The sequence below is a fragment of the Acinetobacter sp. 251-1 genome (assembly GCF_030329305.1).
In the GTDB taxonomy this organism is placed as follows: domain Bacteria; phylum Pseudomonadota; class Gammaproteobacteria; order Pseudomonadales; family Moraxellaceae; genus Acinetobacter; species Acinetobacter piscicola_A.
The window spans coordinates 82,446-96,728 of the sequence record NZ_JACANS010000010.1 but is presented as its reverse complement, the minus strand read 5'-3'; the positions used below and the strand labels follow the sequence as shown (position 1 = coordinate 96,728).

General features: G+C 38.4%; 12 protein-coding genes. 8 read left to right on the top strand and 4 right to left on the bottom strand.

The window, feature by feature from the left end:
* Positions 1–112 precede the first annotated feature (112 nt).
* Genes HX129_RS10010 through HX129_RS09995 form a run of 4 tightly spaced genes read left to right on the top strand, consistent with a single transcriptional unit; the run spans position 113 to position 3,172 of the window.
* Positions 113–451 carry a hypothetical protein gene (locus HX129_RS10010; RefSeq protein WP_502872641.1) on the top strand — a complete coding sequence of 113 codons (339 nt, stop codon included), beginning with the start codon at positions 113–115 and terminating at the stop codon, positions 449–451.
* A 2-nt stretch (positions 452–453) separates the two neighbouring features.
* Positions 454–750, top strand: coding sequence for a hypothetical protein (locus HX129_RS10005; RefSeq protein ID WP_130073254.1), 297 nt, complete (start codon positions 454–456; stop codon positions 748–750).
* A gap of 2 nt (positions 751–752) precedes the next feature.
* The gene (locus HX129_RS10000; RefSeq protein ID WP_286434705.1) at positions 753–1,025 is read left to right on the top strand and encodes a hypothetical protein; all 273 of its coding nucleotides are present in this window, start codon (positions 753–755) and stop codon (positions 1,023–1,025) included.
* Positions 1,022–3,172 carry a DUF3987 domain-containing protein gene (locus HX129_RS09995; protein WP_286434704.1) on the top strand — a complete coding sequence of 717 codons (2,151 nt, stop codon included), beginning with the start codon at positions 1,022–1,024 and terminating at the stop codon, positions 3,170–3,172. Before HX129_RS10000 ends, HX129_RS09995 begins: the two co-directional genes overlap by 4 nt.
* Positions 3,173–3,459: 287 nt before the next feature.
* Here the strand turns inward: HX129_RS09995 and HX129_RS09990 are convergent, their stop codons facing one another.
* From HX129_RS09990 to HX129_RS09980, 3 genes are all read right to left on the bottom strand, one after another.
* Positions 3,460–3,834 carry a hypothetical protein gene (locus tag HX129_RS09990; protein WP_286434703.1) on the bottom strand — a complete coding sequence of 125 codons (375 nt, stop codon included), beginning with the start codon at positions 3,832–3,834 and terminating at the stop codon, positions 3,460–3,462.
* Positions 3,835–6,141: 2,307 nt separating this feature from the next.
* Complete coding sequence (locus HX129_RS09985) at positions 6,142–6,489, bottom strand: hypothetical protein (protein WP_286434702.1); 348 nt, start codon at positions 6,487–6,489, stop codon at positions 6,142–6,144.
* Positions 6,490–6,628: 139 nt separating this feature from the next.
* Positions 6,629–7,654 (bottom strand): AraC family transcriptional regulator, encoded by a 1,026-nt coding sequence (locus tag HX129_RS09980; protein ID WP_286434701.1) that lies wholly within the window; start codon positions 7,652–7,654, stop codon positions 6,629–6,631.
* A gap of 145 nt (positions 7,655–7,799) precedes the next feature.
* Between HX129_RS09980 and HX129_RS09975 the strand changes: the two genes are divergently transcribed.
* A complete protein-coding gene (locus HX129_RS09975) occupies positions 7,800–8,570 on the top strand; it encodes an SDR family NAD(P)-dependent oxidoreductase (RefSeq protein ID WP_130073261.1) in 771 nt (256 codons plus the stop codon).
* Positions 8,571–8,753: 183 nt separating this feature from the next.
* The gene (locus HX129_RS09970) at positions 8,754–9,890 is read left to right on the top strand and encodes an acyl-CoA dehydrogenase family protein (RefSeq protein WP_130073262.1); all 1,137 of its coding nucleotides are present in this window, start codon (positions 8,754–8,756) and stop codon (positions 9,888–9,890) included.
* Positions 9,891–10,030: 140 nt separating this feature from the next.
* Here the strand turns inward: HX129_RS09970 and HX129_RS09965 are convergent, their stop codons facing one another.
* Positions 10,031–10,549: a DJ-1/PfpI/YhbO family deglycase/protease gene (locus HX129_RS09965; protein WP_130073263.1), complete on the bottom strand. Its 519-nt coding sequence runs from the start codon at positions 10,547–10,549 to the stop codon at positions 10,031–10,033.
* Positions 10,550–10,798: 249 nt separating this feature from the next.
* Here HX129_RS09965 and pheA point away from each other — a divergent pair, with 249 nt between their 5' ends.
* Together pheA and HX129_RS09955 are read left to right on the top strand one after the other, a co-directional pair.
* The gene (gene pheA / locus HX129_RS09960) at positions 10,799–11,905 is read left to right on the top strand and encodes a prephenate dehydratase (protein WP_130073264.1); all 1,107 of its coding nucleotides are present in this window, start codon (positions 10,799–10,801) and stop codon (positions 11,903–11,905) included.
* Between the two features lie 24 nt (positions 11,906–11,929).
* Positions 11,930–14,176 carry a bifunctional prephenate dehydrogenase/3-phosphoshikimate 1-carboxyvinyltransferase gene (locus tag HX129_RS09955; RefSeq protein WP_286434700.1) on the top strand — a complete coding sequence of 749 codons (2,247 nt, stop codon included), beginning with the start codon at positions 11,930–11,932 and terminating at the stop codon, positions 14,174–14,176.
* Positions 14,177–14,283 lie beyond the last annotated feature (107 nt).

Here is a 14,283-nt window from a genome sequence, read left to right as displayed (position 1 = left end):
GAAAAATCATACACCCCCTAAAATTCAGGCAATAGATACGCTCAAATCTAAGTACATCTATTTAGATATGAGCAAATTTGCTCACATTTATTCTGACTGTATTTTAAATCCTATGGGGGTATATCCAAAATTGGATGCACCACTAAAATACTTTATTGCTGTTTTTTTTGTTGCACTACGAAACTTTCGTAGTTATAGTTCCCTTGCTTTGAGCAAAATCTCAAAGTTAGCTTTGGTCGGCTATTATCAATTAGCGCATACAGTCCGCTTAATGGGCTTTTTTTGTATGTGTAATATCTCTATGCGTTCGCATTTTATGGTGAAGTTGGAGGGGGACACTTTCGAGTGTGCCAGTTTACTAATTGACTGGTCGACCAACCCCTTTCAGCTTTGCCACCCTCATTTGGTCGTGAATGGCAAGGCTTCTAAAACTCAATTAGGAGCGCATTAATCATGCCTAAAAATACAAACACGCCTAAAATTTATAATGATGCAGATTTAGCCAGTATGTACGGTGAATCATGCGAGTTCACAGAATGGCTATCCACTTTAATTGCTCAAGTTAAAAAAGAAAAAGATCAAATCAAAGAAAAATTATCTACGCATTACAATGTAGATGACGGTCATTTTTATACCCTAGACAAACTTTTAGACCTATCCGAATTTATGGCTGACGATCGTGTGGCAACTTTGGAACGCTTACACCAAGAACACGCTCAAGAATGGGCAGCACATAAGGAGGGAGTTTAATCATGACTAAACGTAATGAATTAAATAACCTTTCACAGACTTATAGTGCAGGTGACATGGTTGACGCTCATACCTTGGCAAAATCACACCTATCATGGGTTAATGCACTGGTATCGACAGTCATTCAAAATAATAAGATGGGTAAAACTTACCATAACCAAGAATTATTGGATGTAGCTCAATATCTATCTGATACTTTTGCCGATGAACACGATTTACAACGTGAAGCCTATCAAAAGGAATTAAACACAAATAAAAAGGCGGTGACACTATGAATATCACCACCTCCATCAAACCCGAATCCATCTTAGCAAATTGTACGGTACTTAATCCACTCGATGACGCTTATATCAATCATCCGATTATTCAGCGTTTTGGCAGTCCATCACAGCCGATCTATGTGGACCAATGCAATGTAGAGATTAACGGCGTGAGCTATAAACAGCCTTTGATTCTGCCTATCGTCAATGGTGAATTAAAACTGATTCAATGTGCTGTAGTACAAGATCGACAACTCATTCAAGTCATCCCTGATGGCTTAGCAAAAGGCTTTGCCTACTATGGTGATTTGCACCAGGATAAACCTGTCATCGTTACACATAGTTTGGAAGCTTTCTTTAAAATTGCTTCAAGTATTGCGATTGGTTTTGAACCACCATTACAGCCATTTTCCGTTGTATTGGTGATATTGCCTCATCTATATCATGCCAATAAAACAACACTTAAAGCATTTGATTTTGAGCAAATACAGTTTGTGATTAATCAACTCTCACAAGCAAGCTATACACAGATCTATATGCCAATACGAGCAGAGCATATAAAACTTAAATCCTATCGAAACCTCGAGCAAAATACGGCGGTACGCTTATTAAATCAAACCATGCAGTATGGCGATAAAGCATTTCATATTGATTTAAATCGTGATGAGGACGATGCAGAAGTACAGGCATTTATTCATGAAGCAATCAGTCGCCTACCTAAACAGGATAACCAATGGGGAGAACTGCTACCGCTTACACAAGCAGAATCTGCAATAAATACACCTTATCCTATTCATGCCTTACCACCATTGGCGAAAGAAGCTGTATTGGCCATTGCTGAGTATGTGCAAGCTCCTATTGCAATGGCTGCCCAATGCGTCATAGGTGCCATGTCCCATATTGCCCAAGCTCATGTTAATGCACCACATCCATTTAATCCTCAAGGTGAGCCATGTAGTTTGTATTTACTCACTGAGGGGCAAAGCGGAAGCCGTAAAAGTACCAGTCGAAACATGGCCGACAAAGCCATTATTCAGCATGAACGTAAACAATACGAACAATACCGCCGTGACCTTGAACAATGGAAAAGTGGCCAAGCTTCATTAAATAAAAAGGATCGTGAAGCCTATTGTGCTGAGAATCCCCCACCACATGACCCGAGTACGCTTTACAGTGACATTACCCTTGAATCTATTGCAGGGCTTTACGTGGATGGTGTACTCAATAATGCCTCTATTGCCAGTGATGAAGCAGGTCAATTTTTTAGTGGCTATACCATGAAAGGCGACACACGTACTCAAGCCATTGGAGGTTATGCTAAGTTATTTGATGATGGTTTTGTAGAGAGAACGCGTTCCAAATCCAATTTAAACGGTAGTGGTCGTGCTTATGACGTTCGCTTGACGTTCAACCTGCAGGGACAACATGAAGTATTAGCCGATGCACTCAAGGACCCGGTACTACGTGGACAAGGATTTTTACCTAGATTCATTTTAACTATTCCTGAGAACTTAGCAGGTACACGGCTACAAGATGCAATCTATCAAAATAAGAATGCCAACACGGACCATCGCTTAATTGCTTACTGGACACGTTGCGAATACTTACTTGATGACTGCCCTCGCCCTCATGCAGATCAAGAGCTGTATAACGGTAGATACGTCATTCCAATGAATGAACAGGCAAGAGAAATTGACCTTGCCTTTTATAATATGTTTGAGGAATTACAGGGCAAAGGTAAACGCTATGAATACCTACAGGCGTTTGCCAGTCGTGCAAGCCAATTAGCACGACGTTTGGCTACCGTGTTCGCTTATTTTCAGGGTTTACAGTGGATTGATGCCAGTACCCTAAAGGGAGCGTGTGAAGTCGTTAAGCACTCGCTGAATGAATGGGCGATGTATGCAGATATTGAGGTTAAAACCGAAAGTGATGCAGAGAAGTTGGTTAAGTGGTTCGTTAAATATTGCTCTAACAAAAATATAGAAAGAATGACTTATTCGAGTTTTATGAATAGTTGTCCTCGTCCAATGAGAGGTAGTAAGCAAAAACTAGAGCCTGTATTAGATGAACTTATTGATAGCCATTACCTAAAAGTAGAGGAAATATCCAAGATTCGTTATATTTCAATTAACCCTATTTTGCTAGGAAGTGTGGCTTAATGGCTTAATAGCAATGAAAGGCTTGCTATCAAAGGCTTTCCATTAAGCATGATAGTGTTTTGTATAGTGGCATAATGGCTTAATGAGTGAATAAATCATCATGATTAAGCCATTATGCCACTTGCTTTTTAGGATGTTGGCTAAGTGAAAAACATTACCACATAAGGGTTACAGCTCAATTAAGCCATTAAGCCAAGATTTCTAAGAAAATATATAAAAATGAAAAAATCAAACGGACGTTGGGCAGTCGTTTAATAGATATCACTTAAAAGATACTCACCAATTTTTTATTTTGGTTTAAAACTTATTTTTATTGGATCATTGGGACCTCCTAGTGTGGCTGCATAAGGACCAAATTTAGGATTAAAACTTGGATGCCAAGCACGTATTTCAGTATCTGAAATCCACTCTAGTTGCAAATCGCTTAATGGCATTCCACTAGAAAAAACAATATAAGTATCTACTGCTGATTGGCATTTTGAGGTGCCTTTCGATGGTACAGCAATTTGTAATTTCTCAGTTCCCCAGAATGAGCCATTTTCTTGGCATTGTAATACCTCAATACGATAAGTTTTATTTGGTGAGGGTAATTCAAGTAATAACTTATTGTGTGTACAAGCTGTCATTAAAATTGCAGATAAAACTATAACTACTTTCTTCATAACCATTCTTTATTTATGTTCACTATCCTTATCACTATGATAGTCAATTAAGTTTTTATATCAAAGCGGTGCAGATCGGGAGATAGTCGAAGTTCGGGCAGATGTATTGCAGTTGCTTTGATCTTTATTGAGCCTCTTAATTGAGGCTTTTTTATTAAACTACTATGTTTTATGACGTAACAGTGATTAATTTCCATTCACCTTATGATGTAACAAAGGCTAAATTATAATCGGTATATGACGTAACAATGATTACATATTGAACTCATTATGATGTAACAAAAATAAGACTGGGTAAAACTCAAGGTGAGTAACAGTAGTCTTGATTGTGAAATAATCAATTCATATTTGCCATATCGACATATAAGACACCTCATGTCGATTTTTTAGCTTTCTATCGACATACACAAGAAGCTCTTAAATATCTGCATGGTCATTTTAACCATTCAGGTTTTAACTTGCTGCGATTCTAAATGTAACCAAGTGGATCTATCACTAAAATCATGATGATTGAAAGCTCGTCTTTTTTGACGACCTTAATAAATTGCAAAACGCAATTTTGCGCTTTGCTTTGAAAACAATAATTTGATTCTTAATTTAGGTTGACAACATACGGCGTAAATAAGGCATAAATCACGCTAAAAGCTATATATCTAAAGGCTTTTACCCATTTTGCTAAAATGTCATTCCGTCAACGTACGTCAACCTAAATCAGTCAAATTTAGTGATACAGCACCTTTGAAATTCACCTTGACAGCAACTCGCCAAAAGCACTATAAAACCCCACCAAACCCTTACTAGAAAAGCATTACAGCTATTTTATTAAAACTGCATTCCATCAAGGTACATCAAGGTAAATAGATTAATTTCGTATCACTACGTATCACAAAATCTTGCATGACAGACCTAATTATATTTCCTTGACAAAGTACTCATAAAAACGACCATAAAAACACGCTCAAAGCCAAGCTATATAAGGCTTACATCATTTTTCATAAATATTCGTTTTGTCGTGCTACGTCTAACAATAAAAGTGGTTTTGTCATGCTACGTCATGCAAGATTTACCAGTAATCAATAAAACAGCACAGCATAAAACATGAATAATTTTCTGTTTCATCCAAGTACATCCAGGTAATTTTTTGTTTTACGAGAAAACTCTATAAATATGGCTCAAGCCTATATACAGCAATGCTTACAGTGGATTTTTAAATATGCCATCCGTAAAACTACGTAAAACAAGATTGATTTAACGACTGGGTGGATCTGTGCGACTAGATCGGCTGTCTTGTGCATGCCATGAGCGTATTTTATTTTGCTTTACAGCCTCTATTAATAATTCTTATCAAACTACCCTCTAAGCTATATATTCCAATGCTTTCATGCAGTTTGATAAATTTGCATTTCGTATAGCTACGTAAAGCAAAGATAGTAAGAACATGCCCTATTAGATTTGAAATCTCAAAGGGTCACATTTCAAATGGCATCCTATATTTAGTCTTACAGCTCAATGCTAAAAATCATCTTAAATTAGGCTCAAAGCTATATGGTGTAGGCTTTACGTCATCTTTGACGAATATTCATTTTGTAAGACTACGTAAGACTAAATATAGGTACATCCCATAAGAATGAAAAAGCACTGCCGATAAATGGCACAGCTATTACATCATCCTCCATTTAAGGGAGCAGCTTGGATATACCTGTCCGTCTTTTTTGACGACAAGTTCTTAGGCAGTTGTTTATGGTTGTCATTGCCTACAGATCAAGGCAGTTGAACTCGCCATTTGAAATGTGAAAAACATAATGAACCCGAACAAGTCACCAGTAGAATAAAACGCACTGGAGCGCATGAGGCAGAGCAGCTGAACCATTCACCTATCATTCATCAAGTCAAGACCCTCAATTTTTAATTTTGGACGTATAAAAATATGTTTATAGGTGCGGTCATTAATTTTAAGGCATGGTTATTGTGACAATCCCCCCTATCTATTTTCAAATCTTAAAATTTATGGGACATTGATTCATCTCCGATGGCGACCACCAAACTAGCTTCCATTCATTCAGTTGTACTCCTATTTTATCCACCAAACTGAGCTAAAAAATGCCTAGCAACAGATAATTTGTACACTGTGGTGTACATTAGAATTTAACTTAAAAATAATTAAATATAAAACAATTATTTATATTAAAGTTCGGTAGAGGTTAAACCTACCAAGATTTTTATTGATATTTGATCAATATTAAAAAAGGGAAAATCATCAAGATTTTCCCTTTTTTATTGTTTAACTTTAAAATAATTTTTCAATCTTTACATGGGAAAGTCATTCAAAGATTCAGCGATATTCAGTTTTTTCAGAGAATTGGTTTCTAATGCTAAACATAATGCGACAATCTTTGCAGCGTCGGCTAAATGTTCTTTTTGCAATGCAAGACCATTTTGAATTGCATTTAAATTTTCTTTTTGAATATCTAAAGCACGTGCGAAATCATGACTTTCTTGGCTTGCAATAAACTGCACAATCGCTTGATTTAAATCATGTTGTGGTGCATTTAACATGGCATCAATAATTTCATCGAGTTGTTCAGTTTGAGCAGATAAAGAAACAACAAAATTTTGCACAAGTGATTGTTCAAGCACGTCAGAAATTTTATTCATGGAAGAACCTGTAAAAACAGTAAGACTAAAGAGGGAGAGATAACTAGCCATAAAGAAGCTAGAAATTGAATGAAAAATAACCTATTTTAATGGTTGAATCAACTTGATTCGGACGAATGAACAGTCTCTTTAAAATATTTCAAAATACCAGGGATGAGTCTCGATAAGAGCCTGGATTTACACCAGTCCATTTTTTAAATGCACGATGAAATGCACTCGGGTCTTGGAAATATAATTCATTACTGATTTCTTGTAATGTTTTTTGTGTGGTTGTTAAAAGTTCAATCGCAGTATCACGGCGTATTTCATTTTTGAGTTGCTGATAACTTGTGCCTTCGTTTTTTAAGCGGCGTTGTATCGTCGCTTCCGACATATTGAGTTGTTTTGCCAAAACATTCAGCTCAAGCCACTGCTCAGGTGACTGTTGCATGAGGGATTTACGGATGATTGAGCTCAGAGCATGTGGATTTTTAAAACGAACCAATAAGTTTTCAGGGGTATTTTTTATAAATTCATACCAAGACTTTTGGTCTTGTTTGATGGCGATTTTTAAATAATTAGCATCAAATTGGATGTAATTTTCATCTGAATGATAATGAATGTTTTCACAAAACCGTACTTTATAATCATGATCATCTTGTGGAGCGGCACATCGCAGTTGAATTTTGTTAATGATTAAACGTTGTCCACTGAGCCAACAAATTAAACCATGAATTAGCATGAGATAGGTGGCATATGCAAACATATTTTTAGGTGCTTGCCGATCATAAATGACAATATAAGCATAATTTTCTTCAACAAATAGCGTGCTCGAAAAGTCATCTAAAATTGCATTTAAAAACTGTAAAATTTGTGTCAGTGCAATTTTGACATTTTCAGCTTGCATCAGCATTTTTGACAAGAGTTGAAAACTGCCTCTACGCATCGCATGGCTGTCCATACCAAAAAACTCATCATTCATTTGATTTGCGATTTCTGTCCAAAGTAGGGCAAATGTATGAACGGAAACTCTACTTTTATCTGATTGCATTAATTCTGGAGAAATGCCCATTTTTTGGATTAATTGTGCTAAGTCTAAATTTTTATTTTGTGCAGTGGCTAGGGCTTCTTGTACCAATGTAATAGAAATCGTTCCCTTACTGTACTTGGGTAGTTGATTATCCATAGGTTATTCCATTATTTTGTAGCACGACGTCATTGTCCAAATGCATCATTTAAAATGCAACTTTTGGGAATTGTACTGAAGTATTTCTATGTTTACTCTGCTGCTTAAGTCGAGTGCTCATTCAAAAAATGAATAGGAAAATAATATGAAAATTGCAGGAAAAGTTTTTGTTGTCACAGGTGGTGCATCGGGTTTGGGTGCAGCGACCGCAGCTTTTTTAGTTGAGCGTGATGCTAAAGTTATCATTGTCGATATGAATAATGAATTGGGGCAGCAAACACAGCAACAACTGGGTGAAAAGGCCAAGTTTGTGCAACTTGATGTGACAGATGAGACTACCGTTGAACAATTTTTTAATGATGTAGAACAAGAATATGGACAGTTGAATGGTCTCGTGAACTGTGCTGGTATTGGTCCATCTGCCAAAGTTCTGGGTAAAAAAGGCATTCATGCATTAACAGATTTTCAGCGCGTATTAAATATCAATGTGTCAGGCACATTTAATATGCTACGTTTTGCTGCCAATTTGATTGCAAAATATGAGTTACAAGCAGGTGAGGAAGACCGTGGTGTAATTATCAATACGGCTTCAGTTGCGGCATTTGATGGACAAATTGGACAAACTGCTTATTCAGCATCAAAAGGTGCAGTTGTGGCAATGACTTTACCTTTGGCACGTGAGCTTGCACAACATGCTATTCGAGTGATGACCATTGCACCAGGAATCATGGAAACACCTATGCTTAAAGCATTGCCACAAAATGTCCAAGATGCATTGGGGCAAATGGTGCCATTCCCACCACGTTTGGCAAAACCTGAAGAATTTGCATCATTGGTTGGGCAAATTTGTGAGAATAGTTACTTGAATGGTGAAACGATTCGTCTCGATGGTGCAATTCGTATGCAACCTAAATAATGCATTAAAATAAGATTTTTCTCAATTTAATTATCTATTTTTATTTATATACTTCTTTGTATTCAATGAAGAAGTATATGAATTTCTCATCAAAATTTTAATTTATCTTTGATTCTCTTGGTTATTTTATGAACCAAGTTAGTCAGTTTTTTGCCTAAAAAAGTATATAGACAGGATGCTGCCATGATTTTAAATGAAGAACAGAAAATGATTCAGGAGATGATGCGTGATTATTCACAAAATAAGCTTAAACCGAGCGCATCAGAACGTGATCAAACATCGCATTTCCCTGCACAAGAGCTCAAAGAACTAGGTGAATTGGGGGCGTTGGGGATGACGGTGTCGGAACAATATGGCGGTGCAGGTTTAGATTATATTTCTTTGGTACTGGCTTTGGAGGAAATTGCCGCAGGGGATGGTGCAATTTCTACCATTGTGAGTGTGCAAAACTCTTTACCCTGTGGTATTACTCAGCGTTATGGTACAGAACAACAAAAGCAAAAGTATTTAACAAAATTGGCAACAGGGGAATGGCTGGGTTGTTTTTGTTTGACCGAGCCACAAGCAGGTTCTGATGCAGGTGCATTGCAATGTAAAGCAGTGCGTGAGGGAGATGAATGGGTACTCAATGGTACAAAACAGTTCATTACAACAGGAAAAAATGCGCAGATTGCTATTGTTTTTGCGGTAACTGATCAAGCCGCAGGTAAGCGAGGGATTTCTTGCTTTTTGGTTCCTACGGATACTCAAGGTTATATTGTTTCACGTATTGAAGATAAAATGGGGCAGCATTGTTCCGATACCGCGACCATTATTTTTGAAAACTGTCGAATTCCTGCTGAAAATTTATTGGGGCAGGCAGGGGAAGGTTATAAAATTGCCTTGTCAAATCTAGAATCAGGTCGCATTGGGATTGCATCACAATGTGTGGGTATGGCGCGTGCAGCATTAGATGCAGCGGTAGAATATGCCAATCAGCGTAAAACCTTTGGTGTCGAGTTGGTGCAGCACCAAGCTGTCGCTTTTCGTTTAGCCGATATGGCAACGCAAATTGAAGCAGCTAGACAGTTGGTTTTACATGCGGCAAGTTTAAAAGATGCAGGATTACCTTGTTTAAAAGAAGCATCTATGGCAAAACTTTTTGCTTCAGAAATTGCTGAAAAAGTGTGTTCAGATGCGATTCAAATCCATGGCGGCTATGGTTATGTTTCTGATTTCCCTGTAGAACGAATTTATCGAGATGTACGTGTGAGCCAAATTTATGAAGGGGCTTCTGATATTCAACGTCTTGTGATTGCTCGTGAAGTCATTCAAGCATAAAAATAATATGCTGTAGGTTGAGGTGACATGTGGGTCATGTTGCCTCAAGGAATAGCTGATGATTTTGCTTGATTTTAACAATGTGTAAAATGCACTTCATTTAAATAAAGTCATTTAGGATTGAACATACAGCAAAATAATCAAACACTTAAAACATTGAGACATTCACGAATAAATCTAGGTAATTCTTGGGTGGAGCGAGAAGAAATATATAAATTATTGTCATTCACTACGTCATCATCAAAAACTACAGCACCTGCATTTTTTAAGTCATGAATGATAGTTTGGATAGACGTTAGCCTGCGTCCAATTGCAATTTGTGCATCAATAAGTAAATGTGGACTATAACAAGATAAAAAAATGGGTTTTTGTGCGTTGGCAAAATTACGTAGATATTCAATAAAACGCATATCTTGTTTGAGTAAGTAAGTTGAATTTCCGCCCGGAATCATTAAAGCATCGAAGTCCTGAACTGAAATTTCATCAATTCCATAATCAATGCTGACGGCAGATTTGCGTTGTTGACTATAGACGATATTTCCTGCTGTTTTTTCGATATTGCGTACCGAATGGCTTGCCGCTCTAAATGCTTCAACAGGATCGTGATATTCCACATCTTCAAAATCATGGGTGATCAAAACAGCGATTCTCTTATTCATCTTTTAGTGCTCGAGTTGCGCTTAACTTATTTATCATAAATGCTGTGGCTTAAACTTCTATAGAGGCTTTGTAAAGTTGAAGGTCTTTGTTGCTTCACCTTGTAGGAAGGAATGAATGTCAGGAAAGGGATTTAAAACGTACATAAAAGCAGTATTGTGCAACAAATTCGCATGAACTATTGTTATACTGTGAGTGGTTTAAAATTTAAACCATCTGTAATTCTAGATTTTTAAAAGGGCGATATAACAATGATCAACGATGATCAAAACACGACTTCTCTCGATCTTGCTCAAATCCGTGATGATATTGATTCAGTAGATCAACAAATCCAGCAACTGATTAATCGCCGTGCAAAGTTGGCAGAAGCAGTGGCTAAAGCAAAATTTGCTGCAGAAGAGAATCCGTTGTTTTATCGTCCTGAACGTGAAGCACAGGTGTTGCGTAATGTGATGGAGCGTAATGAAGGTCCATTGTCAGATACAACGATGGCTCGTTTGTTCCGTGAAATTATGTCCGCTTGTTTAGCACTAGAAGCACCACAAAGTATTGCATTCTTAGGACCTGTCGGTACTTATACGCATTCCGCAGTGTTGAAGCATTTTGGTCAAGATGCAGTGGTTCGCCCCCTTCCAACCATTGACGAAGTGTTCCGTGAAGTTGAGGCGGGTAGTGCTCACTATGGCTTAGTGCCTGTAGAGAACTCATCTGAAGGTGTGGTTAACCATACTCTAGACTGTTTTAAAGCATCGCATTTAAATGTGATTGGTGAAGTTGAATTGCGTATTCATCACCAGTTCTTGATTTCTGCAAATACCCGCAAAGACAGCATTAAACAAATTTATGCACACCAACAAACACTTGCACAATGTCGTAGTTGGTTAGATGCACATTATCCAGGTGTAGAACGCGTTGCGTTAAGTTCAAACGCTGAAGCGGCACGCCGTATTCGTAATGAATGGCACTCTGCTGCAATTGCATCGGACGTTGCTGCAAGCATTTATGATTTAGAAATTTTACATAGTAATATTGAAGATAATCCTGAAAATACAACACGTTTCCTTGTTATTGGTCGTGAAAAAGTGCCGCAATCAGGTAATGACAAAACTTCATTATTGGTTTCAGCACATGACCGTGCAGGGGCGTTATTGGAAATTCTTGCACCATTTGCGAAACATAATATTAGCTTAACCAGTATTGAAACGCGTCCTGCATTGCCTGAGAAATGGGCGTATGTGTTCTTCATTGACTTAGAAGGTCATGTTGAGCAAGACAATGTTAAAGCGGCGATTGAAGAAATTCGTCCATTGGTGAAAGAAGTGCGTGTATTGGGTTCATACCCGATTGCAGTACTTTAAAACTGAAGGTCTGAAAACAAAGTCATGACACAAGCTTTATTTAAAAAAGTTGCTTTTATCGGACTTGGGCTGATTGGTTCAAGTTTGGCTCGCGTGATTATTGCAGAGCAACTTGCAGAAAAAATTGTCGCGTCAACACGATCTAAACGAACTTTGGACGATGCAAAAGCACTTGGCATTATTTCAGAAGGGTTTAGTGATCCTGTTGAAGCGGTAAAGGATGCAGATCTAATTGTATTGGCTTTACCTGTACGTGCAACACAAAAAATTCTTGAAACCATTAAACCTTATGTTTTGGAAAATGCCATCATCACTGATGTTGGCAGTACCAAAGGCAATGTGGTTGCTGCTGCCAAAGCGGTTTATGGTGAAAATTTACCAGTGGGTTTTGTTCCAGGGCATCCGATTGCAGGTGCAGAACATACAGGTGTGCATGCAGGCAAAGTAGATCTTTTTGCCAACCACAAAGTGATTTTGACGCCATTACCAAGCAGTGCGGATTGGGCGGTGGAAAAACTGATCACACTTTGGCAGGCAGCCAAAGCTGAAGTCATTTGTATGGATGTCGATAAGCACGATGAAGTGCTTGCACATACCAGTCATTTACCACATTTAATGGCATTTAACTTGGTTGAGCAACTGGCAAATCGTGAAGATAATCTCGATATTTTCCGGTATGCCGCAGGTGGATTTCGTGACTTTTCACGGATTGCGGCAAGCGATCCGCAAATGTGGCACGATATCTTTTTTGCCAATAAAACTGCCATACTCAAAGCAGTTGATGGTTTTGAAACACAACTCAGAACTTTACGTCAATTGATTGAAAATGAAGATTCACAAGCATTGATGGGTTTGCTCGGTCATGCACAAGCAGCACGACAGCATTTTAATCATATGCTCGCTAAAAAACCTTTGATGGAGAAAAATAAGGTGACACAACAATTTACCATTTTGCCAGGTGAGAAGACATTTAAGGGTAAATTTACCGTGCCGGGTGACAAATCAGTGTCACATCGCTCTATCATGTTTGGTGCGATTGCCGAAGGAACAACACATGTGACAGGTTTCCTTGAAGGTGAAGATGCTTTGGCAACACTTCAAGCTTTCCGTGATATGGGGGTGAGCATTGAAGGTCCTAAGAATGGTGAAGTAACCATTCACGGTGTTGGTATGAATGGTCTAAAAGCACCAAAAACTGCGCTGTATATGGGTAACTCAGGGACATCGATGCGTTTGCTTTCAGGTATTTTATCTGCGCAGGCTTTTGATTCTGTGATGACAGGTGATGCGTCATTGTCAAAACGTCCAATGGAACGTATTGCAAAACCTTTACGTGAAATGGGTGCGCACATTCAGTCTACAGGTGAACGTGGTACGCCACCGATTTCGATTACGGGTGGACAAAAACTTAAAGGTATTCACTACGATTTGCCAATGGCATCTGCACAAGTAAAATCAGGGATTTTATTGGCAGGTTTATGGGCAGAGGGTGAAACGTCTGTCACTGAACCTGAACCGACGCGTGATCATTCTGAGCGTATGCTCCGTGCTTTTGGTTATGACGTGAAAACGGAAGGCAATCGCATTTCACTACAAGGTGGTGGAAAACTCGTAGGTACTGAAATACAAGTGCCTTCAGATATTTCTTCTGCTGCGTTCTTTATGGTGGGTGCTGCGATTACTGAAGGTTCAGATGTTACTCTTGAAGCGGTAGGGATTAACCCAACTCGTACAGGTGTGATTGAAATTTTAAAACAAATGGGTGCTGACCTAACCGTTGAAAATGAACGTATTGCAGGTGGTGAACCAATTGCAGACATTCGTATTCGTGGTACACGTACGCTTAAAGGTATTCACATGCCTGAAGATCAAGTGCCATTGGCGATTGATGAATTCCCATCTTTATTTATTGCAGCAGCCTGTGCTGAAGGGCAAACGATTTTGACGGGCGCGGCTGAGTTACGTGTGAAAGAATCTGACCGTATTCAAGTCATGGCGGATGGTTTAAAAACCATGGGGATTGACTGTACACCGACTGATGATGGCATCATCATTGAAGGTAAAGGCAAATCTGGCGAATGGGGTGCAATTTTCACAGGTGGTGAAATTGAATCACATCATGACCATCGTATTGCCATGAGTTTCTCGATGGCAGGTTTGCGTACTTCAGGTGAAATTAAGATCATGGGTACTGAAACAGTCGCAACAAGTTTCCCGACATTTACTCAATTGACAAATCAAGCAGGTTTGCACATTCAAGTCGATGAGTAATCTATGACCAAATACGGATGACTGAGTAATTGGTCTAATATTTGTATATTTCTTCAACAATAGCCAAGCAAATGCTTGGCTGTTTTGTTTATATTGCTTATTCTAAA

Excerpts from the sequence above, each read along its gene's own strand:
- HX129_RS09970 (WP_130073262.1), top strand. The coding sequence starts at position 8,754 with ATGATTTTAAATGAAGAACAGAAAATGATTCAGGAGATGATGCGTGAT.
- HX129_RS10000 (WP_286434705.1), top strand. The coding sequence starts at position 753 with ATGACTAAACGTAATGAATTAAATAACCTTTCACAGACTTATAGTGCA.
- HX129_RS09995 (WP_286434704.1), top strand. The coding sequence starts at position 1,022 with ATGAATATCACCACCTCCATCAAACCCGAATCCATCTTAGCAAATTGT.
- HX129_RS09955 (WP_286434700.1), top strand. The coding sequence starts at position 11,930 with ATGACACAAGCTTTATTTAAAAAAGTTGCTTTTATCGGACTTGGGCTG.
- HX129_RS09980 (WP_286434701.1), bottom strand. The coding sequence starts at position 7,654 with ATGGATAATCAACTACCCAAGTACAGTAAGGGAACGATTTCTATTACA.
- HX129_RS09975 (WP_130073261.1), top strand. The coding sequence starts at position 7,800 with ATGAAAATTGCAGGAAAAGTTTTTGTTGTCACAGGTGGTGCATCGGGT.
- HX129_RS10005 (WP_130073254.1), top strand. The coding sequence starts at position 454 with ATGCCTAAAAATACAAACACGCCTAAAATTTATAATGATGCAGATTTA.
- HX129_RS09965 (WP_130073263.1), bottom strand. The coding sequence starts at position 10,549 with ATGAATAAGAGAATCGCTGTTTTGATCACCCATGATTTTGAAGATGTG.
- HX129_RS10010 (WP_502872641.1), top strand. The coding sequence starts at position 113 with ATGGGGGTATATCCAAAATTGGATGCACCACTAAAATACTTTATTGCT.
- pheA (WP_130073264.1), top strand. The coding sequence starts at position 10,799 with ATGATCAACGATGATCAAAACACGACTTCTCTCGATCTTGCTCAAATC.
- HX129_RS09990 (WP_286434703.1), bottom strand. The coding sequence starts at position 3,834 with ATGAAGAAAGTAGTTATAGTTTTATCTGCAATTTTAATGACAGCTTGT.
- HX129_RS09985 (WP_286434702.1), bottom strand. The coding sequence starts at position 6,489 with ATGAATAAAATTTCTGACGTGCTTGAACAATCACTTGTGCAAAATTTT.